The sequence below is a fragment of the Photobacterium sp. S4TG1 genome (assembly GCF_036040035.1).
Taxonomy (GTDB): domain Bacteria; phylum Pseudomonadota; class Gammaproteobacteria; order Enterobacterales; family Vibrionaceae; genus Photobacterium.
In genome coordinates this window covers 63,143-82,345 of sequence record NZ_JAYXUH010000014.1, presented here as the reverse complement: position 1 = coordinate 82,345, position 19,203 = coordinate 63,143, and the positions used below count along the sequence as shown (strand labels likewise).

The window sequence follows — 19,203 nt, the reverse complement described above, 5'->3', positions numbered from 1 at the left end:
TACTCAATGAACAGATAAGTCAGGTTATAACCCTAAGAATTGAATAATGGTGGCGGGAAAACGTTCAAAATCACAAAAACCATGATCACCATTGGCTTCGATTGTTAACCGACAGTGTGCATATTTTAATGCTGCTTGGCGATAATCAAGTACTTCATCACCTTGCTGTAATAATACCCATAACAATTGCGGGTGAGTAATATTGATCACCTCAAGCGCTTTCAACTCATTAATATGCTGAGCATCCAATACATAGTGTTCACCACTGTATGGGTTTTGTTGAGGCCCAAGATAATCAACTAACAATTGATAAGGCTTAACCGCAGGATTAACCAATACAGCAGGAAGCTGATAACGCTCACTGAGCCACGCGCTTAAATAGCCTCCCAAAGAACTTCCGACAACACCAATCGTATAGTGGTCTTGGTACTGCTCAATGAGTTGTGTAAGGTATTGGCTAGCCTCAGCAGGATAATTAGGTAATTGAGGAGCAACAACTTTTATGTCAGGTCGATGTTCTTCACAATACGTTATCATTTGCTGAGCTTTCAATGATAATGGTGAGCTATTAAAGCCATGTAAGTAAATCAATAACGATGGCATCAGTAACCCGCCGCATCGAGTTTAGGTTTAAATTGATCGCCACTAATACGGTGTACACTGGTAATGATTCGCCCATCTTTAGTCAGTTCTAAATAACGCCAACCCGGATTATTATGATCTAATGCAAAATCGTCTGAGTCAGGCATAAACTGAATACATGTTGATGGCGTAGCCAGTACACGTACATCATGATATGTACGATCTAAATCTTGATGAATATGCCCACACAACACCGCCTTCACTTGCGGGTGACGATCAATCACATTCCATAAACCACTGTTATTATGCAGTTGATGTTGATCAAGCCACGCACTTCCAGCTTCAAGCGGATGATGGTGCAATAGAATCAAGGCATGTCGATTAGGATAACGTGTCAGAGCGGTCTCTAATAATGCCAGCTGTTCCGTACTTAGTTCACCATGAGGCACACCTTGAACTTGGCTATCGAGTAAAATCATTTGCCAGTAATCACCCACTAATACCTGTTGATGTGGCTTAATTTGCTCACTTGGTAAAATGGATTGCATTGTTGGCTGAAAATCATGATTACCCGGTAACCAAAAGCACGGTTGTGACCAGCGTGAAATACCATCAGCAAAACGCTGATAAGAGTATGGAGTATGATCTTGAGAAATATCACCCGTGGCCACAATAGCATCAAAATGACGCGCGGCAATATCTACCCCAGCAAGCACGGCATGAAAACTGTCTTTGGTTGCCACGCCAAGCAAAGAGCCTGAACCATTGGCAAACAAATGAGTGTCGGTAATTTGCAGAAGAACCACACTTTCGGGGTTAGTCTGCGGCAGCGAATAGGTCTGCAAAACGTAAAAAACCTTGTCTATTCTGAGCAATTAAGTTCAATTAACAAACGGATTGTTTACTAAGCCCGTGGCGTAAACAATGCTTCAACCAGTCACCTAAGAAAAGGTTGACTTGATGTTTCTCATTTTTTTGATGCATACGCAAGTTAGGATAATCATATATTGGCTTGAGACGAGAAATCTGCTGAGCAGCACACACTTCTGCTACCTTAGCATCATGATATAACCGCACTGTTAATAAGGGTGCTAGATAATCAACGACCGCTTCACTCTCAACTAAACCTAATGTTACCACTGTGGTGTAACGTGTTGTTTCAATAATTTCTAACTGGTATACATCATCACACACTAGGTATACGTGTCTGTCTCCAACAGTATCACTGCGAGGCAATAACGGAAGGAGTTTAGCGTAATTAGTTTCATACAAGCGCATTAGACTTATCAAATCAACAGTATACCTTTTATTCAAATCATTCCCCTAGAATTATAAGATAATTTATTTTATGCCAGTCGCAAACGTTGATGATGAAGTTGCAACCATTGTAATGCGATAATCGTGGCTGCATTTTCAATTTTACCAGATTCTAGCCATTGATAAGCCTGATTTCTGGAAACAACATGCACACGAATGTCTTCTGACTCACTCGCAACCCCGTGGAGCCCCCGAGCTAAACGGCTATCAACCTCACTAATAAAAATATCAAGTATTTCAGAACAGCCACCAGAGCTAGACAAATAACGTGAAATTTTTTCAGTTTTACCAAGCACAAGCCCTGATTCTTCAGTCGCTTCTCGACGTACGACTTGTTCTGCTGACTCATCGTCATGATCAAGCATACCAGCCACAATCTCTAGCTGCCATGGCTGACAATTAGCCGCTAGCGCACCGACACGAAACTGCTCAATCAATACGACTTGGTCACGTACAGGATCATAAGGTAAAACAGCTGCAGCATGACCACGTTCAAATAATTCACGCTCAAATTCACCGCTCCAGCCACCAGCAAATAGCTTATGTCGTAAACGATATTTGATCATTTTAAAAAAACCGTCATATACTGTGTTGGTTGATATAACCTCGACATCATTCCGATGAAATGTCTGTGGCATAGATAAATTATCTGATCCTTTAGTCATGATTTTCTCCTTTGACGATAAATATCAATTAAAAGTTCATCAACTCCAACCAATATTGTATCAAACTTAAGTGATATTCCTTGTAGTTATACTTTAAGTGTAATATTCCACTTTTAATGTTTAAACAATTAAATATCATGTATCTTTTTGACACGGTGTTTATTAAATCGATTACAATAAGTTTATTATTGAATGTTAGAATACAGTCATTAGGTAAAACTACGTAATGATCAGTTTCAAGCAAGCCTGCTTCAGGTAAACTGGCGCTTGCACTATTTATACATTCCCATTTTTGTCAGCAAGACCAGGAAAGGCATCCATGAAAAAATTGCTTCCAATCATTATTAGCCTTGCAATTGGCTCAATTAGTCAATCAGCATCGGCTGACGATCTCGCTCAGATTTATCAGCAAGCCAAGCAAAATGATCCACAACTTCTAAAAGCCGCGGCCGATAAAGATGCAGCTTTTGAAGCAATCAATTCTTCACGTAGCACCCTTTTGCCTCAAATTAATCTTTCTGCAGGCTACAACACCTACTACCTTGACTCAAAAGAAGGCAAGGATAACGGTTTTAATGCTGGCGTAACATTAAGCCAATCATTATATAACCGTGCTAGCTGGGTTGGTCTTGATATTGCAGAAAAGCAAGCTCGTCAAAGTGATGCAGCTTTCGCTGTTACGCAACAAGGTTTGATTTTACGTGTCTCTACTGCGTATTTTAACGTGTTAAAAGCGCAAGATGATTTGAAGTTTGGTGAAGCAGAAAAAGCAGCGGTTGGTCGTCAATTAGAGCAAATGAAACAACGCTTTGAAGTTGGTCTATCTGCAATTACAGATGTTTATGATGCACAAGCACAATACGACACCGTATTAGCCTCTATCATCGTTAAGAAAAATACCCTTGCTAATAGCTACGAAGAATTACGTGAAATTACAGGTCACGCTTATTCATCATTAGATCTATTAAATACAGCAAGTTTCTCAGTGAGCAAGCCTAAGCAAGCTGCTGATAATCTGGTTAAAGATGCAGAAACTGAAAACTTGACCCTATTAGCGTCACGTATTGGTCAAGATATTGCGCGTGATAATATTTCATTAGCCGATTCTGGGCACTTACCAACCCTATCGTTTGAATCTGGTTATCAATACGATGATACAAGTCGACTAATTAACCCAGATCAAGGCAACCTAAGTGCGGGTATTAAAATTGATCTTCCAGTCTACACTGGCGGTAATACCACCTCTCAAGTAAAACAAGCACAATATAGATACGTATCGGCAAGTGAAGCTCTTGAAGCACAATACCGTTTAATCGTCAAAGACGTACGTAACTACTACAACAACATTAATGCAACGATTGGTTCAATCAATGCATATAAACAATCTGTTGTTTCTGCAAAATCAGCATTAGAAGCAACAGAAGCTGGATTTGATGTAGGTACACGTACGATTGTTGATGTATTAGACTCAACCCGTAGCCTATACTCAGCAAACAGTGAGCTAGCTAATGCGCGTTATGATTACATTCTTGCGCAATTACAACTAAAGCAAGCGGTAGGCACGCTTAGCGAACAAGACGTGTTAGATATTAATGCTGGTTTAATTCAAACCAAATAAGCCATTAATACTGATATAAAAAAAGCGCCATTAGGCGCTTTTTTTATACGTGAAAACTCTTAGATTAACCGCGTCCACCACGAATGGCTTCAATAATTTTAGATGTTGAACACCCATCTTCAAAATTCAGCACTAGCACTTTACCCCCCGCCGCGATCACTTCTTTACCACCTGCAATTTGTTCAGGGGTGTAATCACCACCTTTAACTAGAATGCTTGGCAATACTTCACTGATTAATCGTTGTGGTGTCTCTTCAGTAAACGGAACCACCCAATCCACTGCGCCTAAGCCTGCTAATACAGCCATACGGCGATCTTCAGGATTCACTGGACGTCCTGGGCCTTTTAAACCTTTCACGGAATCATCAGAATTTACCGCCACAATAAGTCGGTCACCCAATTTTGCTGCTTCTGTTAGATAAGCGACATGGCCTGCATGCAAAATATCAAAACAACCATTGGTCATGACGACGGTTTCACCACGTGTACGTGCCGCTTTCACGGCATCGACTAATGCTGGTTCAGAAATAACCCCAAAGCCAGTGTCTTGACTACCATGAATAGCTTCGGTTAATTCAATCGTCGATAAGGTTGAGGTACCCAACTTCGCAACCACCACGCCCGCAGCTGCATTCGCAAGTTTGCATGAATCAGATAACGATTTACCGGCTGACAATGATGCGGCCAAGACAGAAATAACCGTATCACCGGCACCCGTTACGTCATAAACTTCTTGGGCAAGGGTTGGCATATGTAACGGCTCACACCCTTTTTCAAGTAAGGTCATACCATGTTCAGAGCGAGTAACCAGCAAAGCTTCAAAATCAAATTGTTCGATCAGTGCCATGCCTTTTTCAACTAATTCTTGTTCTGAATTTACACACCCAACAACAGCTTTAAATTCAGATAAATTAGGCGTCAGTAACGTCGCACCACGGTAGCGTTCAAAGTCAGTTCCTTTAGGATCAATTAGCACAGGTAAGTTTGCTGCACGAGCCAATTGAATCATTGCTTGTACATGAACTAATGCACCTTTAGCATAATCTGACAAGACCACAGCTTTAGCATTTGCCAGCGCAGGTTGCATTCGTTCAAGTATTAATGCTGGATCAACATTTTGAAAGCCCTCTTCAAAATCTAATCGAATTAACTGTTGACCACGGCTCATCACTCGTAATTTAGTGATCGTTGGATATTCAGCCAATGCAACAAAATCACTACGCACATTCAGTGATGATAATTTTTCAGTTAATGCTCGTGCTGGCTCATCGATACCGGTTAAGCCGATCAATTTTGCATTACCACCTAACGCAGCAATATTCATGGCCACGTTTGCCGCACCACCTGGGCGCTCTTCAATCTGATCAACCTTAACCACAGGCACTGGTGCTTCTGGCGAAATACGATCAGTGGGACCCGTCCAGTAGCGATCTAACATTACATCGCCAACAATCAATACCTCTGCTTGGTTATAATCAGGCAGCGTCAGTTTCATTTCTTTCTCCGAGAATATGGCAACGTTCGAATACTAGCATAAACTAAAATCAAGGGGCATCGAGATCACAACTAAACCTGACAAGGTTCAAGCCATTGCTGCCACACTTGCTCGACCGTTTGTCGCATTCCAACAAATTGTTGCTGATCAACATAAGCAGGTAACCCCAATAAACTCAATCGATGAATGGCATTACGCATATCACAGTAAGCTTGCCGTAATTGAATAGCAGTGGTGCTATCAATAATGCCGTTATCAGCCATTGATTCAAAAATACGTACATTATCAGACCAACGCGTTAAGGCGGGTTGCTGATGGGCGTACGCTAGTACTAAATATTGCGCTAAAAACTCAATATCGGTGATGCCACCTTGATCTTGTTTGAGACCAAACATACCTGCCTTTTTCTTACCAAGATGTGCGCGCATTTTGTGGCGCATTGTCACCACATCATTTGCTAATTGCGCCGAATCACGTACTGCAGTTAATACCTGCTGACGAACATCGGTAAATGCGGCTTGTAATTGTGCATCGCCATACACCATTCGTGCGCGAACAAGAGCTTGATGCTCCCACGTCCATGCTTGCTGCTGCTGGTACTCACCAAAAGCACTAATTGTTGTTACTAACAACCCAGAAGCACCAGAAGGTCGCAAACGCATATCAACGTCATACAATACTCCCGATGCGGTTCTGGTTGAGAATAGATGAATGATTCGCTGTGCTAACCGTAAATAAAATTGACGGCCATCAATTTCTTTACTGCCCATGGTATAGACATTATCAGGGCAATCATGAACAAACACTAAATCAAGATCTGAGCCATACCCCAACTCCCAACCTCCAACCTTGCCATAACCAATCACAGCAAAACCTTTACTTTCACGTTCTAATACATGGCTAGGCTCACCATATTTAGCTGCAATCTGTAACCACGCTTGATTAACCACCGCCGCAATAATCGCTTCAGCAAGATAGGTTAAGTGATCACTTACTTTCATTATTGGCAATACACCTGCAATATCTGCCGCAGCAATCCGTAATAATTGAGTTTGCTTAAACTGACGAATCGCTTCCATTTGTTGCTCCATATCCTCTTCAGGAATACGTGCCAGATACTCACGCAGCTCATCACGGTAACTGGTGAGTTTGGTCGGCTGATACAAATGCTGTGGGTCGAGTAATTCATCAAGTAACAATGGATATAACGCTAACTGATCAGCGACCATTGGACTTGCTGCACATAATCGAATTAGCTGTTTAAGTGCAATAGGGTGTTCGGTTAATAGTTCCAAATAGGTAGTACGCGTCGCAATACGAATGATTAATTTCGTCAATCGCGGCAACAACAGTACCGCATCCTCTCGCATCACAACCTGCGCTAAAATTTCAGGCATTAAGGTGGCTAACGCTTCACGTCCTCGCGGACCTAAAGTTCGTTTCGATAATTCATGCTTAAAAGAGACTAAGTTCTGTGCTTGCAATGCTTGCTGTGGAGCATCAAGCTCAGCCAAAATAGTGAGTAATACATCTTCATTAGTCACCATTGCCCACATTTCATGGTATTGCGTCGCCACATCTTGCTGATTATCTTGCTCATCATGCCCAATAATATCATCAAAAATAGCATGAATAGCGGTCATATGCTGTTCGGTTGTTGCCACCAATGCGGCCCAGTCAGGTTGTACCATCGCACAGGCTAATCGCGCTTGATCAAGGGCTTTATCTGGCAATGTTTGAGTTTGCTTATCATCAATTGCTTGCAAAAGATTTTCTAAACGACGTAAATGACAATACCCTGCCGTTAAAGTATCAATATCAGCAGATGGTAATAAAGCCAGTTCTTTAATTGCAGCAAGGGTTGGTAATAAGCCTCTTCCACGTAAACTTGGTTCACGTCCACCACGAATTAATTGAAAAGATTGCGCGATAAATTCAACTTCACGAATGCCACCCGCCCCCAATTTAATATTATTAGTAAGGCCACGTCGACGCACCTCACTGCCAATCATCGCCTTCATACGCCGTAACGATTGAATGGCACTAAAATCGATATAACGTCGAAACACAAACGGCCGTAGCATTTGGCGTAAGCTTTGATATTGCGTGAAGCTTTCTTTACCCATGACCCGTGCTTTGATCATCGCATAACGCTCCCAATCACGACCTTGTTCTTGATAATAATCTTCTAATGCAGCATAGCTCATTACTAATGGGCCACTGTCACCAAAAGGACGCAACCGCATATCCACTCGATAACAAAAGCCATCAAAGGTGATGTGATCTAATGCTTTAATCAATCGCTGCCCTAAGCGGGTAAAAAACTGCGCATTAGCCAAACTACGACGACCACCGACCGTTTCACCGTTTTCAGGATAAGTAAAAATCAAATCGATATCTGACGAGAAGTTAAGTTCACCACCACCCAATTTACCCATGCCTAAAATAAGCATAGGCTGCGGCTCACCTTGGTCATTCATTGGCGTTCCCCATTCAGCGCAACACTGCTGATAAAGCCAATGATACGCTTCCATGATCAAGGCTTCTGCCAATTGCGACAAACTAGCAAGGCTATGTTGTAAAGGTGCACGATGACTAAAATCTTGCCACGCAATTAACGTCATATAACGACGTCTAAAGTGACGTAAGTTGCGCATTAAACCCATTTCATCGGTTACTTGCGCCAGTTGTTGACTTAATAGCTGACGATAATCAATATCACTACACTGTTGATACTGGTCTAACAGCCATGACAATAGTGTTGAGTCTTGTATTAGAGATGCACTAATAAAATCACTTAGCCCTAACATCGCATGTAATTCTTGTTTGGCTTCACCTTGCCATAACGCCAACAGTTCTGGCTGCTTATCGGCTAATTTTTCCCATGCTAAGTCTGCAACTGCAACGATATCGCTACAATGATCAATGGTTGGATAAATTTGTGATTTTTCGGTCGCCATGCGCTGTCCCTTGAACAAGTAACTCGATAAAGAGTTCTAATTTAGCATATAAAAACGCCCATCAAACGATGGGCGTTATAATTTTATTTTATTCAATACCTAGCATTTTATTTACACTTTAAATGTATCTATTTTCGCTTCTAAATCACTAGCTTGATGCTGCATTTCTATCGAAGTTTGTGCCAACTCCGTGACAACACCAACCGAACCATCAACCAGTTCTCGTACATTTGTTAAGTTAACATTCATCTCATCAGCCACTGCACTTTGCTGTTCAGCTGCGGCAGCTATGTGAAAGTTCATATCATTAATACCTTGAATTTGTTCAACAATTTTATTTAACTCACCACCAGCACAGGTAACTAATTCAACGCCCTCATCAGCTTCAAGAACACTACGTTCCATTAAGTTAACTGCTTGTTGAGCACTTTGCTGTAATTGAGCAATCATATCTTGAATTTCAACGGTTGCTGTTTGAGTGCGTTGTGCAAGATTACGGACTTCATCAGCAACAACAGCAAACCCTCGCCCGGCATCTCCCGCTCGTGCGGCTTCAATTGCGGCATTGAGTGCCAATAAATTGGTTTGTTCAGAAATACTTTGAATGGTCACAATCACTGAACTTATTTTATCAACGCGTGTTTCTACTTGATTAACGGCAGCGGCTGATTGAGTAATGTCATTCGACAATTGATTGATGGTGACCATAGTACGGCTCACAAATTGTTGCCCTGTTGCCGCTTGTTCTGAGGTATTTAAGGTCGCATTAGACGCATCACGTGCATGACCCGCAACGGTTTGTACTGTAGACGTCATCTCAGCCATGGCCGAGGCTAACTGATCGATTTCAGCAAATTCTTCTTGAGAAGATTCTTTGGTTTGCTCCATCATCAATGACATTACTTCCGCTGATTGAGAAAGTGTGGTGGCCGCTTGACGTTGAGCAATAAATGCCGCTTTAAGCTGACAACGGCTTTGTTCAAGTTCTCGACTTAATTCACCAAATTCATCACGACACGCCATCGCTATCGGTTGTGATAAGTCATAATGCGTTAATGCTTGAATACTTTGTTTTAAACCTTCGATTTGACGCAGCATAATTCGTGATGCAAGCAGTAACACCAAAATAAACATCACTACCATTAGTGATGTTTGCCATGCAATTTGTACTAAATACTGTTGATAATAATTGGCTGCTAATGCATTTGATTGATAGCTAATAACCGCTAACTCTAGTGTGGGAAGTTTAACAATATACCCATAACCTTCATTATCTTGTCGTGTAAATGGCTGATTATTTAGCTGAGTATCTGTTACAATTTGACGTAACGTTTGCCCTTGCTTTAATGGCTGAGTTAGAGAAATGACTTGATTCAGTTTAGATTTATTTAGCATGTTGTCATCAATATAATCAACAACATATACATTATGATTACTCAGTACGGCGGATAATTTAGAAACAACTGAAGCAGAAGATTGGTCGTCGGTCGCGATTACGTTCGTCAGCATCTGAGCGTTAGACTGAGCTAACTGCTGTACTTTGTTTTGTTGTGTCGCAACAACTGATTGATAGAATAATTCAGCATCCCACAATTGTTTGCCAATTAATAACAACGTGCTAAACACCATCAATAAAACAAGTTTGGGTCTTAATTTAAGGTTGGTTAACCATTTTTCCCAAGGTTTAAACTCTAGCGTTGCCATTTATTATCTCCGTATCGCTAACGTTTACCCCCTTCACATCGATAGTGATGAGGTTATTCGTAAGCCAGTCATATCATCAATAAGCATCATTGCCCCATTCTCTTTAATACTTATCGACATAAGAGAATAAATATTTAGCTATCGATAACAAAGATACGTCAAAACATGATCTGTACCGCATGTTGTATTTCATTGGGGTAAAAACAATAACGCCCCGCATAAAGCGAGGCGTTGATATTTAATAACTCATAACGTATTACGGCCAGTAAGGCGTTAGCTCTATACTGATCTGTCGAGTCTGGCTCATCGCGTGCAACAATGATTCTTCTTGACGTTGTAGCCACTTTTGAATTTGTGCTAAATCATCACCTTCAAATAAGGCTAATAATTGACGAATAGGTTCTAATGCGCGTAAATCTTCTAGGCCTTGTAGTAAATCTAACCACGGCATTCTAAAAGACGCACGACGATCTTCATCATATAAACCAGCAAATGCAATGCCACTCATTAAATTTCGTAATAAACGTGGTTTTTGATCAAGATAATCAATACGACTCAATTCGCGCTCAGCGGGGAAAACATCAAGCAATTCAGACCATGATCGGGTCAACATATTATCGGCAAATGCTTTCACTGGTGCGGCTAACTTATCGCGAGATTTATCATCAAGGAATGGCTGCCAACCACGGCTTAAAATCCAACGGCTCAAATCAAGTAATAATCCACAATAACGCGCAGAACGCATTAATTGAACCATATCATCACTATCAGGCAGCTCTTGGTAACGCAGTTCCAGTTGCTGTTGCAACTCTTTACGCGCATTAAGCTTACGTAAAACATAGGCTTTATCGTCAATCAGTTCCTGAATGCTATTGGCTTCTTCTAACCAAGTGAGCTCACCTTCTAACCATTGTAATTCTTGGCGTAATAAGGCACTTGCACGACGAGGAATAATGCCACCAAAGGTTGCAAAAGTTTGACGTAATAGACTCAGGGCTTGTGATATTTGTACAAGCGCTTGCGGCTCTTGGCGCTCCATATAAATCTGTTCATGGTACAACCAATGCTCTAACGCATGTTCAAGTGTATTAATGAACGCCGATTCAACAGAATCTTGAGTTGTCGTGTTAACAAAAACTAATGGCTTGATAGGATCGCCTTGATAATCAGCAGCAAGTCGGTAGCCACGAGCAGCCTTGCTAAGATTACCTAATCGCATTCCACCATCAACGCATAATTCACGCGCTAAAGTGAATAAAGCGTCTGTCTGACCCGATTTAAGTTCTAGTTCTACTTCACAAATTGGCGAGCGTTTATCATCAACACTCACTTCACCATGATCAAAAGCTAATTCAATTTGGCTACCATCTGGCATTGCTACTAACCATTGCTGGCGAGTAAAATCAGTGCTAAATAATGGCTGAATTTGCTGCTGAACAGCAACAATATCAAAGTTGTGAGGCCAGGCATCTGCGGGATGAAGCGCTAAACTCGGTTCAGTACTATTCACTTCAACATTATATTCAGGACGCTGGTGTAATCCAGCAACAACACGGCCTGCGGTTTTTAATGTTTGAACAAACACATCATCGAAACGACGAATACGTAACCCAATATCATGCTGGCGCAATACTTGATCGGGAGTGTCAAAGTAAATATTACCCAACTCTCGACGGCTCTGTTGCAGAATTTTAGCAGCGGAAATTGTATCCACTAGCTGGGTTGAAAATTCTGGTAAGACAAAAAACTTCAGTTCTATCTCGGTTTCCATAGTTATACCTATAAACGGTGGCAAACCAAGGATATTTGCTTATTCACTCAAGGGCAAGTGAGAAATATCAATAAAACCTTGATCAAAACTAGTTCCACTATACTCTTTAATACGTTAAAATGCGCGATTCAATGACCATCGCTCAAGATTTAGCCTTATTCGGGCGCTCTTTAGGTTGATCGGCTATGCCAGTAAATACAATAATGGGGCTCTTTGCAAAATCCCCAATCAAACCACTACAACGCCATGTTATTCGCGTAACTGAGTGTTGTGATCTGCTTATTCCGTTCTTCGAGGCATGTAATGCCGGAGATTGGGAAAAGGCGGCCGTTTTACGCGAACAGATATCGCAACTTGAAAAAGATGCGGATGTACTCAAGCGTGAGATCCGTCTGAAGCTTCCTCGTGGTCTTTTCATGCCAGTAGATCGTACTGATATGTTAGGACTGTTAACCCAGCAGGATAAACTCGCTAACCTCTCTAAAGATATCGCTGGTCGAGTCTTAGGTCGTAAGCTACAAATGCCTGCTATCATGTACCCAGACTTCGTGGCATATATTCAACGTTGCTTAGACGCGGCTGATCAAGCTCGTCGTGTAATCAATGAATTGGATGAATTACTCGAAACTGGTTTCAAAGGCAGAGAAGTGACACTTGTCGCCGAGATGATTAATCAGCTAGATGTTATCGAAGACGATACCGATGCTATGCAGATTACATTGCGTCAACAATTAATGTCCATCGAAGACCAACACAGCCCGGTGGATGTCATGTTCCTGTACAAAATTCTCGAGTGGGTAGGCGCAATTGCTGATCAAGCACAGCGGGTCGGCTCACGTTTAGAAATTATGCTCTCGCGTTCTTAATAACGAGAATTTAACAAAACAAGGTTTTACAATGGAAATCCTGGCTAACTACGGCACTCTATTAATCGGAGTGGCAGCTTTTTTTGGTCTTTTGATGGCGATTGGTATTGGTGCAAATGATGTTGCCAATGCCATGGGTACTTCAGTTGGTTCAAAAGCACTTACAGTAAAACAAGCGATCATCATCGCGATGATTTTTGAATTTGCAGGTGCTTATCTTGCAGGTGGTGAAGTTACCGATACTATTCGTAAGGGTGTTATCGAGACTTCTCTATATGCAGCCCACCCTGAAACCCTCGTTTTTGGCATGATGTCAGCGCTTCTTGCTGCTGGTACATGGCTACTTGTCGCTTCTTTTATGGGCTGGCCTGTTTCAACAACACACTCAATTATCGGTGCTATCATCGGTTTTGCTTGTGTGTCAGTTGGCACCAATGCTGTGGATTGGCATTCAATCCAAGGTATTGTGGGTAGCTGGTTAATTACACCGTTTATTGCTGGTATATTTGCATATCTGATTTTCATCAGTGCTCAAAGGTTAATCTTTGATACTGATAACCCGATGGCAAATGCAAAACGCTTCGTTCCTGTCTATATGTTTATCACAGCGATGGTCATTGCGTTGGTAACAATTAAGAAAGGCTTGAAACATATTGGTTTGCATCTGACTACGGGTGAAGCTTGGATTGCTTCTATTGCTATTTCATTTGTCGTTATGATTGTAGGTTACTTCTACATTCAGCGTAAATATGCTGATGACGATCTAGTGGACAGCAATGGTTATGCCGGTGTGGAAAGTGTATTTAGCGTATTGATGGTTGTTACTGCGTGTGCGATGGCATTTGCCCATGGTTCAAACGACGTAGCAAATGCAATCGGTCCACTATCAGCAGTTGTTTCAACTATTGAAAGTTCAGGTCAAATTGCAGCACAAAGCCAAATTGCATGGTGGATCCTTCCACTAGGTGGTATTGGTATCGTCATCGGTCTAGCTACTCTTGGTCATAAAGTAATGGCTACCGTAGGTACAGGCATCACTGAGTTAACACCGAGCCGTGGTTTTGCTGCTCAGTTAGCAACAGCATCGACTGTTGTACTAGCATCAGGTACAGGTTTACCAATCTCAACTACACAAACACTTGTTGGTGCGGTATTGGGTGTTGGTTTTGCTCGCGGCATTGCTGCTCTTAACCTAGGTGTTGTTCGCAACATCGTTGCTTCGTGGATTGTAACATTGCCAGCAGGTGCATTCCTTGCTGTCATTTTCTTCTACATTATACAAGCACTTTTTAGTTAAATAGTGGCAGAGTTCAAAGAGAGAGGTCTCCCCTCTCTCTTTTCTTGCTCCCTTTCCACAAAGCCCTTACTATCCTCGATCTCTAACCATTTCAGGTTCATCAAGGATTCGATAGTGAAGCACTTCATAAGCTTTTTTTTGTTCTGTTTGACACTAATTAGCCCGATAGCTAATGCTGAACAAGCCCATTATATTTCAGACAATTTATTTACCTATTTATTAAAAGGCCCTGGCAGCCAATACCGTATTGTCGGTAGTGTTAATGCTGGCTCACCCGTTACCCTCTTAGAAAAAGATAACGGTTATAGTCGTATTAAAGATGCTAAAGGTCGTACTGGCTGGGTTGAATCTAAATTCATCTCAACCGATGTTGCACTACAAGAACGCCTGCCCGTACTTGAAACGGAATTAACCACAGTTAAAGCCAGACTAGCAGAAGCACTGACAACCAATGATAATAAACACAGTGATTTAAATAGTGCTTTAGCTCAGCGTAATAGTCAGATTAATAAATTAGAAACACGTAATACGCAATTACAAAATGAGCTAACAATAGCTCAAGATGAAGTACGCAGTTTGCGAGCAAAAATTGACACTCAAAAAGATGACCTATTAATGAAATGGTTCACTTATGGTGGTATCGTCGCTGGTATTGGTTTGCTACTAGGATTAATACTACCGCATATCACGCCACGTCGTCGTAAGCGTGCTAATGGCTGGGCATAAGTATTTCTAACTCAGTGTTTATATTATAAAGACAATCAATATCACTAAAAAAGGCAGCCAATTGGCTGCCTTTTTTGATTTTTATTAAACTCACAGCCTACCATTCAGACAAAGCAGGCATGCTAATTTCATAACCATCAAATGTCAGAATAACATCTCGTGATTCAATCTTAACCAACTTCACGCCAGGTGCGATCATATCCCCTTGATGGCGTTCATTACCATTGACTTTAACCCAACGTTTCGCTGGCGTAGAAGAGTAAATATGCTGATTAAAGTTCATCTTTGGTAGCTGTCGCTGCACCGTTGAAGGCAGTAAGCCAATTGGAATTACTTTACTCTTCGGCGCCGTGATCACGGGTGAATTATGCTTAATCGCATTACGATCAGCATTGCTACGATCAACCTCACTATCTTGATAATGTTCCCCGGTCGTCGCCACAATAGCTGATTTCAATTTTGCTGCGAGATCTGGAGAAAGATTCGATAAATCAAGATTCTCTAGTTTGTAAGGATCATCAGTCGTTGGTGTAAGTTTAGCACTATGCGAAACAGTATCTACCTGCAGATCATCACTTGGACCAAGATCTCTATCTTGCTCTCGCGGTTTAGCATCCGCATTATAGGCATCCTTGTTCACAGCAGATTGATATGCCGGAGAAGCCACATATAACCCATCACTGATAGGTAACGGCTCTGTCACGAGATTCGGATACGCCATAAAAATCACATCAGCATTGGTCACCGTAGAGTCAGTGTCTAATACTTGTTTCTTTGGCGCTTGTAATACTGATGGTGGTAATGCAGTAGTGACTAATGAAGGTTGCTGTGTTGTCGTTGTCGTTACACCAACAATTTGTTGCTGATAAATCTTATACGCCACAATCGAGGCTGCAGGTAGCAGCGCAATAATGATTGGCATCAGCCATTTTACTTGAGATTGTTGTGCTTTAACTGCCCGCATCGGATGCACAATTTTCACTGCCTCCCCCTCAGTATTGCTAGCACTTGATTGAGCCTCATTATTTTTATCTGATTGTTTTAACGCCGTTAATAACTGAGACATTAGGCTAGCTCCGGTTGTAACGTCGGCCCAGGAAGATTAAGCGCAGAATCAAGGATCATTAGTGTCATTGGACCGGCAATACCATCAGCACTAATATCTTGCGCGCGTTGGAAACGACGTAATTTATCAAGTATCGTTTGACCGAAATAGCTCACCTGAGGGCCACTATCCCCTAAAAAAGCATTTAATTGCTGATTTAACCACACGACTCGCGCTCCACTTTGACCAAATCTAATCGTGGTTTTATCACCTAGTGGTGGGCGCCATAGCAAACTAAAGTGGCCATTCCAACGTGCCTCAAACCATGTCGGTGTCACTGAGATACGTTGTTTATCTAAGAGTAATTCAATTCGATCACTCGTAATCGCATAAACAACCGCATAGAAAGGCTGCTGCTGACCATCTTTTAGAGTCACTATCACGGGCCGATTAATCAAACCTAACCGCGTTAATGTTGTTGAACCAGAAAAACACGTTAACGCAATACGTGAACTCGTCGCACACGTTGCTTGATTTAATGCGGTATCAAAGCCCCATAATTGATACAAGCTTTGCATCGCACTTCGTTGGTTACGGCTATCATTAATAGCAGTTACTAGTCGCTTTTCAATATTTACACTGACTGTTTTTAACGATGCCGTATTCGGTGTTACCGCAGGTAAAGAAGAGGCAGTAGTTAAAGGTAATGCTGATGGCGGTGTTTGAGGCCAATATTGCCATGCCACTGTCGCCATCACACCACACAGTACTGCTGCTATTGTCCATGGCAGCCATACTAATCTGGAACCTAACACCGCCGCAGAGGGTACCTGCCAACTCAATATATCTTCACAGGCTTGAACTGCCATCGCTTTGGTTACACTGTGAACGCCCCCCTGACAAGCTAACTGCATCGATTTATCGCACACTAAGTTAATTAATCGTGGCACACCTTGAGTTTGTTTAGCTATATAACTGACAATATTGGCATTAAATACTGGGTATAAACAATCAACCGCATTGAGACGATAATGAATATATTCACTGACTTCGGTTTCAGTCAGAGGCAGCAAGTGGTAACGAGAAGTGATCCGTTGTGCTAATTGACGCAACCGCTCTTGCTGTAACAACTGCTGTAATTCAGGCTGACCAATCAAAACAACTTTTAATAACTTACGGCTATCGGTTTCTAAATTGGTTAATAAACGCAATTGTTCTAGAACATCAGGCATCAGATGTTGAGCTTCATCGACTAACAATAGTGTCTGTCGACCCGCAGCATGATTAGCAATAAGATGCTGATAAATAATATCTGTTAATTGCTTAAAACTGGCTTCATCGCGATAAGGTAATCCTAATTCATCACAAATAGTGGCCAGTAAATCATGTGATGATAACGCCGGATTGAGGATCACAGCCACTTGCGCCTGTTGCGGTAATCGTGAAATCATCGCTCGCAGTACCGTCGTTTTTCCAGTTCCCACTTCCCCCGTTAATAAACCAAAACCACCGCCATCGGTAAGTCCTGATAACATATGCGTTAACGCTTCTCGATGACGGTCACTGAGGTAGAGAAAACGGGCGCTTGGCACAATTGAAAATGGTGCTTCATTTATGCCAAAAAAATCTTGGTACATATCTATACTCTAATACTTAAAATTATTGAGAAATAAATTATCGATAACATCATCAACAATATAAAAAGACTTAATACTGACAAACTCTCATTGCTGATCGATATTTGCTATCATGATGACATCAACAAACCAGTGTATATTGGTTAACAAAATAATACCGATTAACATTATCATGCTGTGATAATGGTGACTTTTTCATTGTGACTTACAACTATTAACCCGCGTGGTATTAAGGAGTCTTCATTGCAAACCTATCTTGTCGGTGGTGCAGTCCGCGACACTCTATTAGGCTTACCCATAACAGATCAAGACTGGGTGGTTGTTGGTACCACACCTACGGCCATGCTTGAGTTAGGTTATGAGCAAATTGGCAGTGATTTTCCGGTTTTTCTTCATCCTCAAACCAAACAAGAATATGCTCTTGCGCGTACCGAACGTAAATCTGGTTATGGTTACACAGGCTTTACGTGCTATGCCGCTGCAGATGTTACCCTTGAACAAGATCTATTACGACGAGATTTAACCATCAATGCTATTGCTCAAGATCAACAAGGACAACTTATTGATCCTTACCATGGTAAAAATGATCTCGAACATAAGATCTTACGCCATGTTTCACCTGCATTTAGCGAAGATCCACTACGTGTATTACGTGTTGCTCGTTTTGCCGCTCGTTTTGCTCACTTAGGTTTTACCATTGCCGCTGAAACAATGGCATTAATGCAAGAAATTGTGGTGAGCGGTGAATTAGCAAATTTAACACCTGAGCGAGTATGGCTTGAATGGCACAAGTCACTTTCAAGCAATGATCCACAAGTCTTTTTAAGCGTATTACGTCAATGTGGTGCTTTGGCAGTAATTATGCCAGAAATAGATGCGCTATTTGGCGTACCACAACCAGCAAAATGGCATCCTGAAATAGATTGTGGCATTCACACCTTGCTGGTAGCAAAGCAAGCCGCTTTACTGAGTGATGATACAACCATTCGTTTTGCAGCCCAAGTACACGATCTTGGAAAAGCACTCTCTCCTAAAGAGGATTTACCTCACCATAAAACCCATTGTCGAGATGGTATCAAACCAATTAAACAGTTATGTCAGCGCATCAAAGTACCCAATGATTATCGAGATTTAGCCTTATTAGTTTGTGCTCAGCATACCAAAATTCATCATGCTCAAGAAATGCGAGCAAGCACTTTTATTTCAATATTTGATCAAATAGATGCGTGGAGAAAACCTCTGCGCGTTGAACAACTAGCACTATGTTGTCGAGCTGATGCTCGTGGCCGCCAAGGTTTAGAAGATACCGCCTATCCACAAGCAGACATCACTATTACAGCTTTTGATATCGCTCAAGCCGTGCCCGTTGCTCCAATTATTGCCGCAGGGTTTACTGGCGTTGCAATCAAGCAGCAACTCACTCAAGCCCGCACCCTCGCCGTTGATGAATATTTACAACGCACTCGCACCTAATCTACAGCAACAAAAAAGCCGACATAATGTCGGCTTTTTTGTAACAC

The 19,203-nt window shown here is 41.7% G+C and carries 15 protein-coding genes; 5 read left to right on the top strand and 10 right to left on the bottom strand.

All coding sequences use genetic code 11. The features are described from left to right. Positions 1-24 precede the first annotated feature (24 nt). From yqiA to nudF, 4 genes are read right to left on the bottom strand one after another with little or no spacing between them, the layout of a single operon-like run. Complete coding sequence (gene yqiA / locus VXS03_RS15235) at positions 25-603, bottom strand: esterase YqiA (RefSeq protein WP_327764719.1); 579 nt, start codon at positions 601-603, stop codon at positions 25-27. Further along, positions 603-1,427, bottom strand: coding sequence for a 3',5'-cyclic-AMP phosphodiesterase (cpdA, locus tag VXS03_RS15230; protein WP_327764717.1), 825 nt, complete (start codon positions 1,425-1,427; stop codon positions 603-605). The genes yqiA and cpdA overlap by 1 nt, the downstream gene beginning before the upstream one ends. 40 nt (positions 1,428-1,467) lie before the next feature. Then, positions 1,468-1,896 carry a DUF1249 family protein gene (locus tag VXS03_RS15225; RefSeq protein ID WP_327764715.1) on the bottom strand — a complete coding sequence of 143 codons (429 nt, stop codon included), beginning with the start codon at positions 1,894-1,896 and terminating at the stop codon, positions 1,468-1,470. A 32-nt stretch (positions 1,897-1,928) separates the two neighbouring features. After that, positions 1,929-2,564 carry an ADP-ribose diphosphatase gene (nudF, locus tag VXS03_RS15220; RefSeq protein WP_327764713.1) on the bottom strand — a complete coding sequence of 212 codons (636 nt, stop codon included), beginning with the start codon at positions 2,562-2,564 and terminating at the stop codon, positions 1,929-1,931. Positions 2,565-2,883: 319 nt separating this feature from the next. Here nudF and tolC point away from each other — a divergent pair, with 319 nt between their 5' ends. After that, positions 2,884-4,182 (top strand): outer membrane channel protein TolC, encoded by a 1,299-nt coding sequence (gene tolC / locus VXS03_RS15215; RefSeq protein ID WP_327764711.1) that lies wholly within the window; start codon positions 2,884-2,886, stop codon positions 4,180-4,182. Between the two features lie 64 nt (positions 4,183-4,246). Here tolC and hldE read toward each other — a convergent pair whose 3' ends face one another. The 4 genes from hldE to VXS03_RS15195 form a co-directional block, all read right to left on the bottom strand. After that, positions 4,247-5,677, bottom strand: a complete 1,431-nt coding sequence (hldE, locus tag VXS03_RS15210) for a bifunctional D-glycero-beta-D-manno-heptose-7-phosphate kinase/D-glycero-beta-D-manno-heptose 1-phosphate adenylyltransferase HldE (protein ID WP_327764709.1) — start codon at positions 5,675-5,677, stop codon at positions 4,247-4,249. A 71-nt stretch (positions 5,678-5,748) separates the two neighbouring features. Then, the gene (gene glnE, locus VXS03_RS15205; protein WP_327764707.1) at positions 5,749-8,637 is read right to left on the bottom strand and encodes a bifunctional [glutamate--ammonia ligase]-adenylyl-L-tyrosine phosphorylase/[glutamate--ammonia-ligase] adenylyltransferase; all 2,889 of its coding nucleotides are present in this window, start codon (positions 8,635-8,637) and stop codon (positions 5,749-5,751) included. Positions 8,638-8,748: 111 nt separating this feature from the next. Further along, entirely contained in the window at positions 8,749-10,341 is a 1,593-nt protein-coding gene (locus tag VXS03_RS15200) for a methyl-accepting chemotaxis protein (RefSeq protein WP_327764705.1), read from the bottom strand. Positions 10,342-10,597: 256 nt separating this feature from the next. Continuing rightward, a complete protein-coding gene (locus tag VXS03_RS15195) occupies positions 10,598-12,112 on the bottom strand; it encodes a CYTH and CHAD domain-containing protein (RefSeq protein WP_327764703.1) in 1,515 nt (504 codons plus the stop codon). Positions 12,113-12,297: 185 nt separating this feature from the next. Here VXS03_RS15195 and VXS03_RS15190 point away from each other — a divergent pair, with 185 nt between their 5' ends. The 3 genes from VXS03_RS15190 to VXS03_RS15180 all read left to right on the top strand — a co-directional run bounded on the left by VXS03_RS15190 (position 12,298) and on the right by VXS03_RS15180 (position 15,001). Next, positions 12,298-12,978: a TIGR00153 family protein gene (locus VXS03_RS15190; protein ID WP_297481896.1), complete on the top strand. Its 681-nt coding sequence runs from the start codon at positions 12,298-12,300 to the stop codon at positions 12,976-12,978. A gap of 31 nt (positions 12,979-13,009) precedes the next feature. Further along, entirely contained in the window at positions 13,010-14,275 is a 1,266-nt protein-coding gene (locus VXS03_RS15185; RefSeq protein ID WP_327764698.1) for an inorganic phosphate transporter, read from the top strand. 114 nt (positions 14,276-14,389) lie between these two features. Next, a complete protein-coding gene (locus VXS03_RS15180; protein ID WP_327764696.1) occupies positions 14,390-15,001 on the top strand; it encodes a TIGR04211 family SH3 domain-containing protein in 612 nt (203 codons plus the stop codon). Positions 15,002-15,098: 97 nt separating this feature from the next. Here the strand turns inward: VXS03_RS15180 and VXS03_RS15175 are convergent, their stop codons facing one another. Both VXS03_RS15175 and VXS03_RS15170 read right to left on the bottom strand, forming a co-directional pair. Further along, the gene (locus tag VXS03_RS15175) at positions 15,099-16,067 is read right to left on the bottom strand and encodes a general secretion pathway protein GspB (protein WP_327764694.1); all 969 of its coding nucleotides are present in this window, start codon (positions 16,065-16,067) and stop codon (positions 15,099-15,101) included. Beyond that, on the bottom strand, positions 16,067-17,683 hold the full coding sequence (locus tag VXS03_RS15170; RefSeq protein ID WP_327764692.1) for an AAA family ATPase: 1,617 nt from the start codon (positions 17,681-17,683) through the stop codon (positions 16,067-16,069). The genes VXS03_RS15175 and VXS03_RS15170 overlap by 1 nt, the downstream gene beginning before the upstream one ends. A 243-nt stretch (positions 17,684-17,926) precedes the next feature. Here VXS03_RS15170 and VXS03_RS15165 point away from each other — a divergent pair, with 243 nt between their 5' ends. Continuing rightward, positions 17,927-19,156 carry a multifunctional CCA addition/repair protein gene (locus VXS03_RS15165; protein ID WP_327764690.1) on the top strand — a complete coding sequence of 410 codons (1,230 nt, stop codon included), beginning with the start codon at positions 17,927-17,929 and terminating at the stop codon, positions 19,154-19,156. Positions 19,157-19,203: the final 47 nt, after the last annotated feature.

Bases quoted from the DNA above. Each gene is read 5' to 3' on its own strand.
- yqiA (WP_327764719.1), bottom strand. From the start codon at position 603: ATGCCATCGTTATTGATTTACTTACATGGCTTTAATAGCTCACCATTA.
- nudF (WP_327764713.1), bottom strand. From the start codon at position 2,564: ATGACTAAAGGATCAGATAATTTATCTATGCCACAGACATTTCATCGG.
- tolC (WP_327764711.1), top strand. From the start codon at position 2,884: ATGAAAAAATTGCTTCCAATCATTATTAGCCTTGCAATTGGCTCAATT.
- hldE (WP_327764709.1), bottom strand. From the start codon at position 5,677: ATGAAACTGACGCTGCCTGATTATAACCAAGCAGAGGTATTGATTGTT.
- glnE (WP_327764707.1), bottom strand. From the start codon at position 8,637: ATGGCGACCGAAAAATCACAAATTTATCCAACCATTGATCATTGTAGC.
- VXS03_RS15200 (WP_327764705.1), bottom strand. From the start codon at position 10,341: ATGGCAACGCTAGAGTTTAAACCTTGGGAAAAATGGTTAACCAACCTT.
- VXS03_RS15195 (WP_327764703.1), bottom strand. From the start codon at position 12,112: ATGGAAACCGAGATAGAACTGAAGTTTTTTGTCTTACCAGAATTTTCA.
- VXS03_RS15190 (WP_297481896.1), top strand. From the start codon at position 12,298: ATGCCAGTAAATACAATAATGGGGCTCTTTGCAAAATCCCCAATCAAA.
- VXS03_RS15185 (WP_327764698.1), top strand. From the start codon at position 13,010: ATGGAAATCCTGGCTAACTACGGCACTCTATTAATCGGAGTGGCAGCT.
- VXS03_RS15175 (WP_327764694.1), bottom strand. From the start codon at position 16,067: ATGTCTCAGTTATTAACGGCGTTAAAACAATCAGATAAAAATAATGAG.
- VXS03_RS15170 (WP_327764692.1), bottom strand. From the start codon at position 17,683: ATGTACCAAGATTTTTTTGGCATAAATGAAGCACCATTTTCAATTGTG.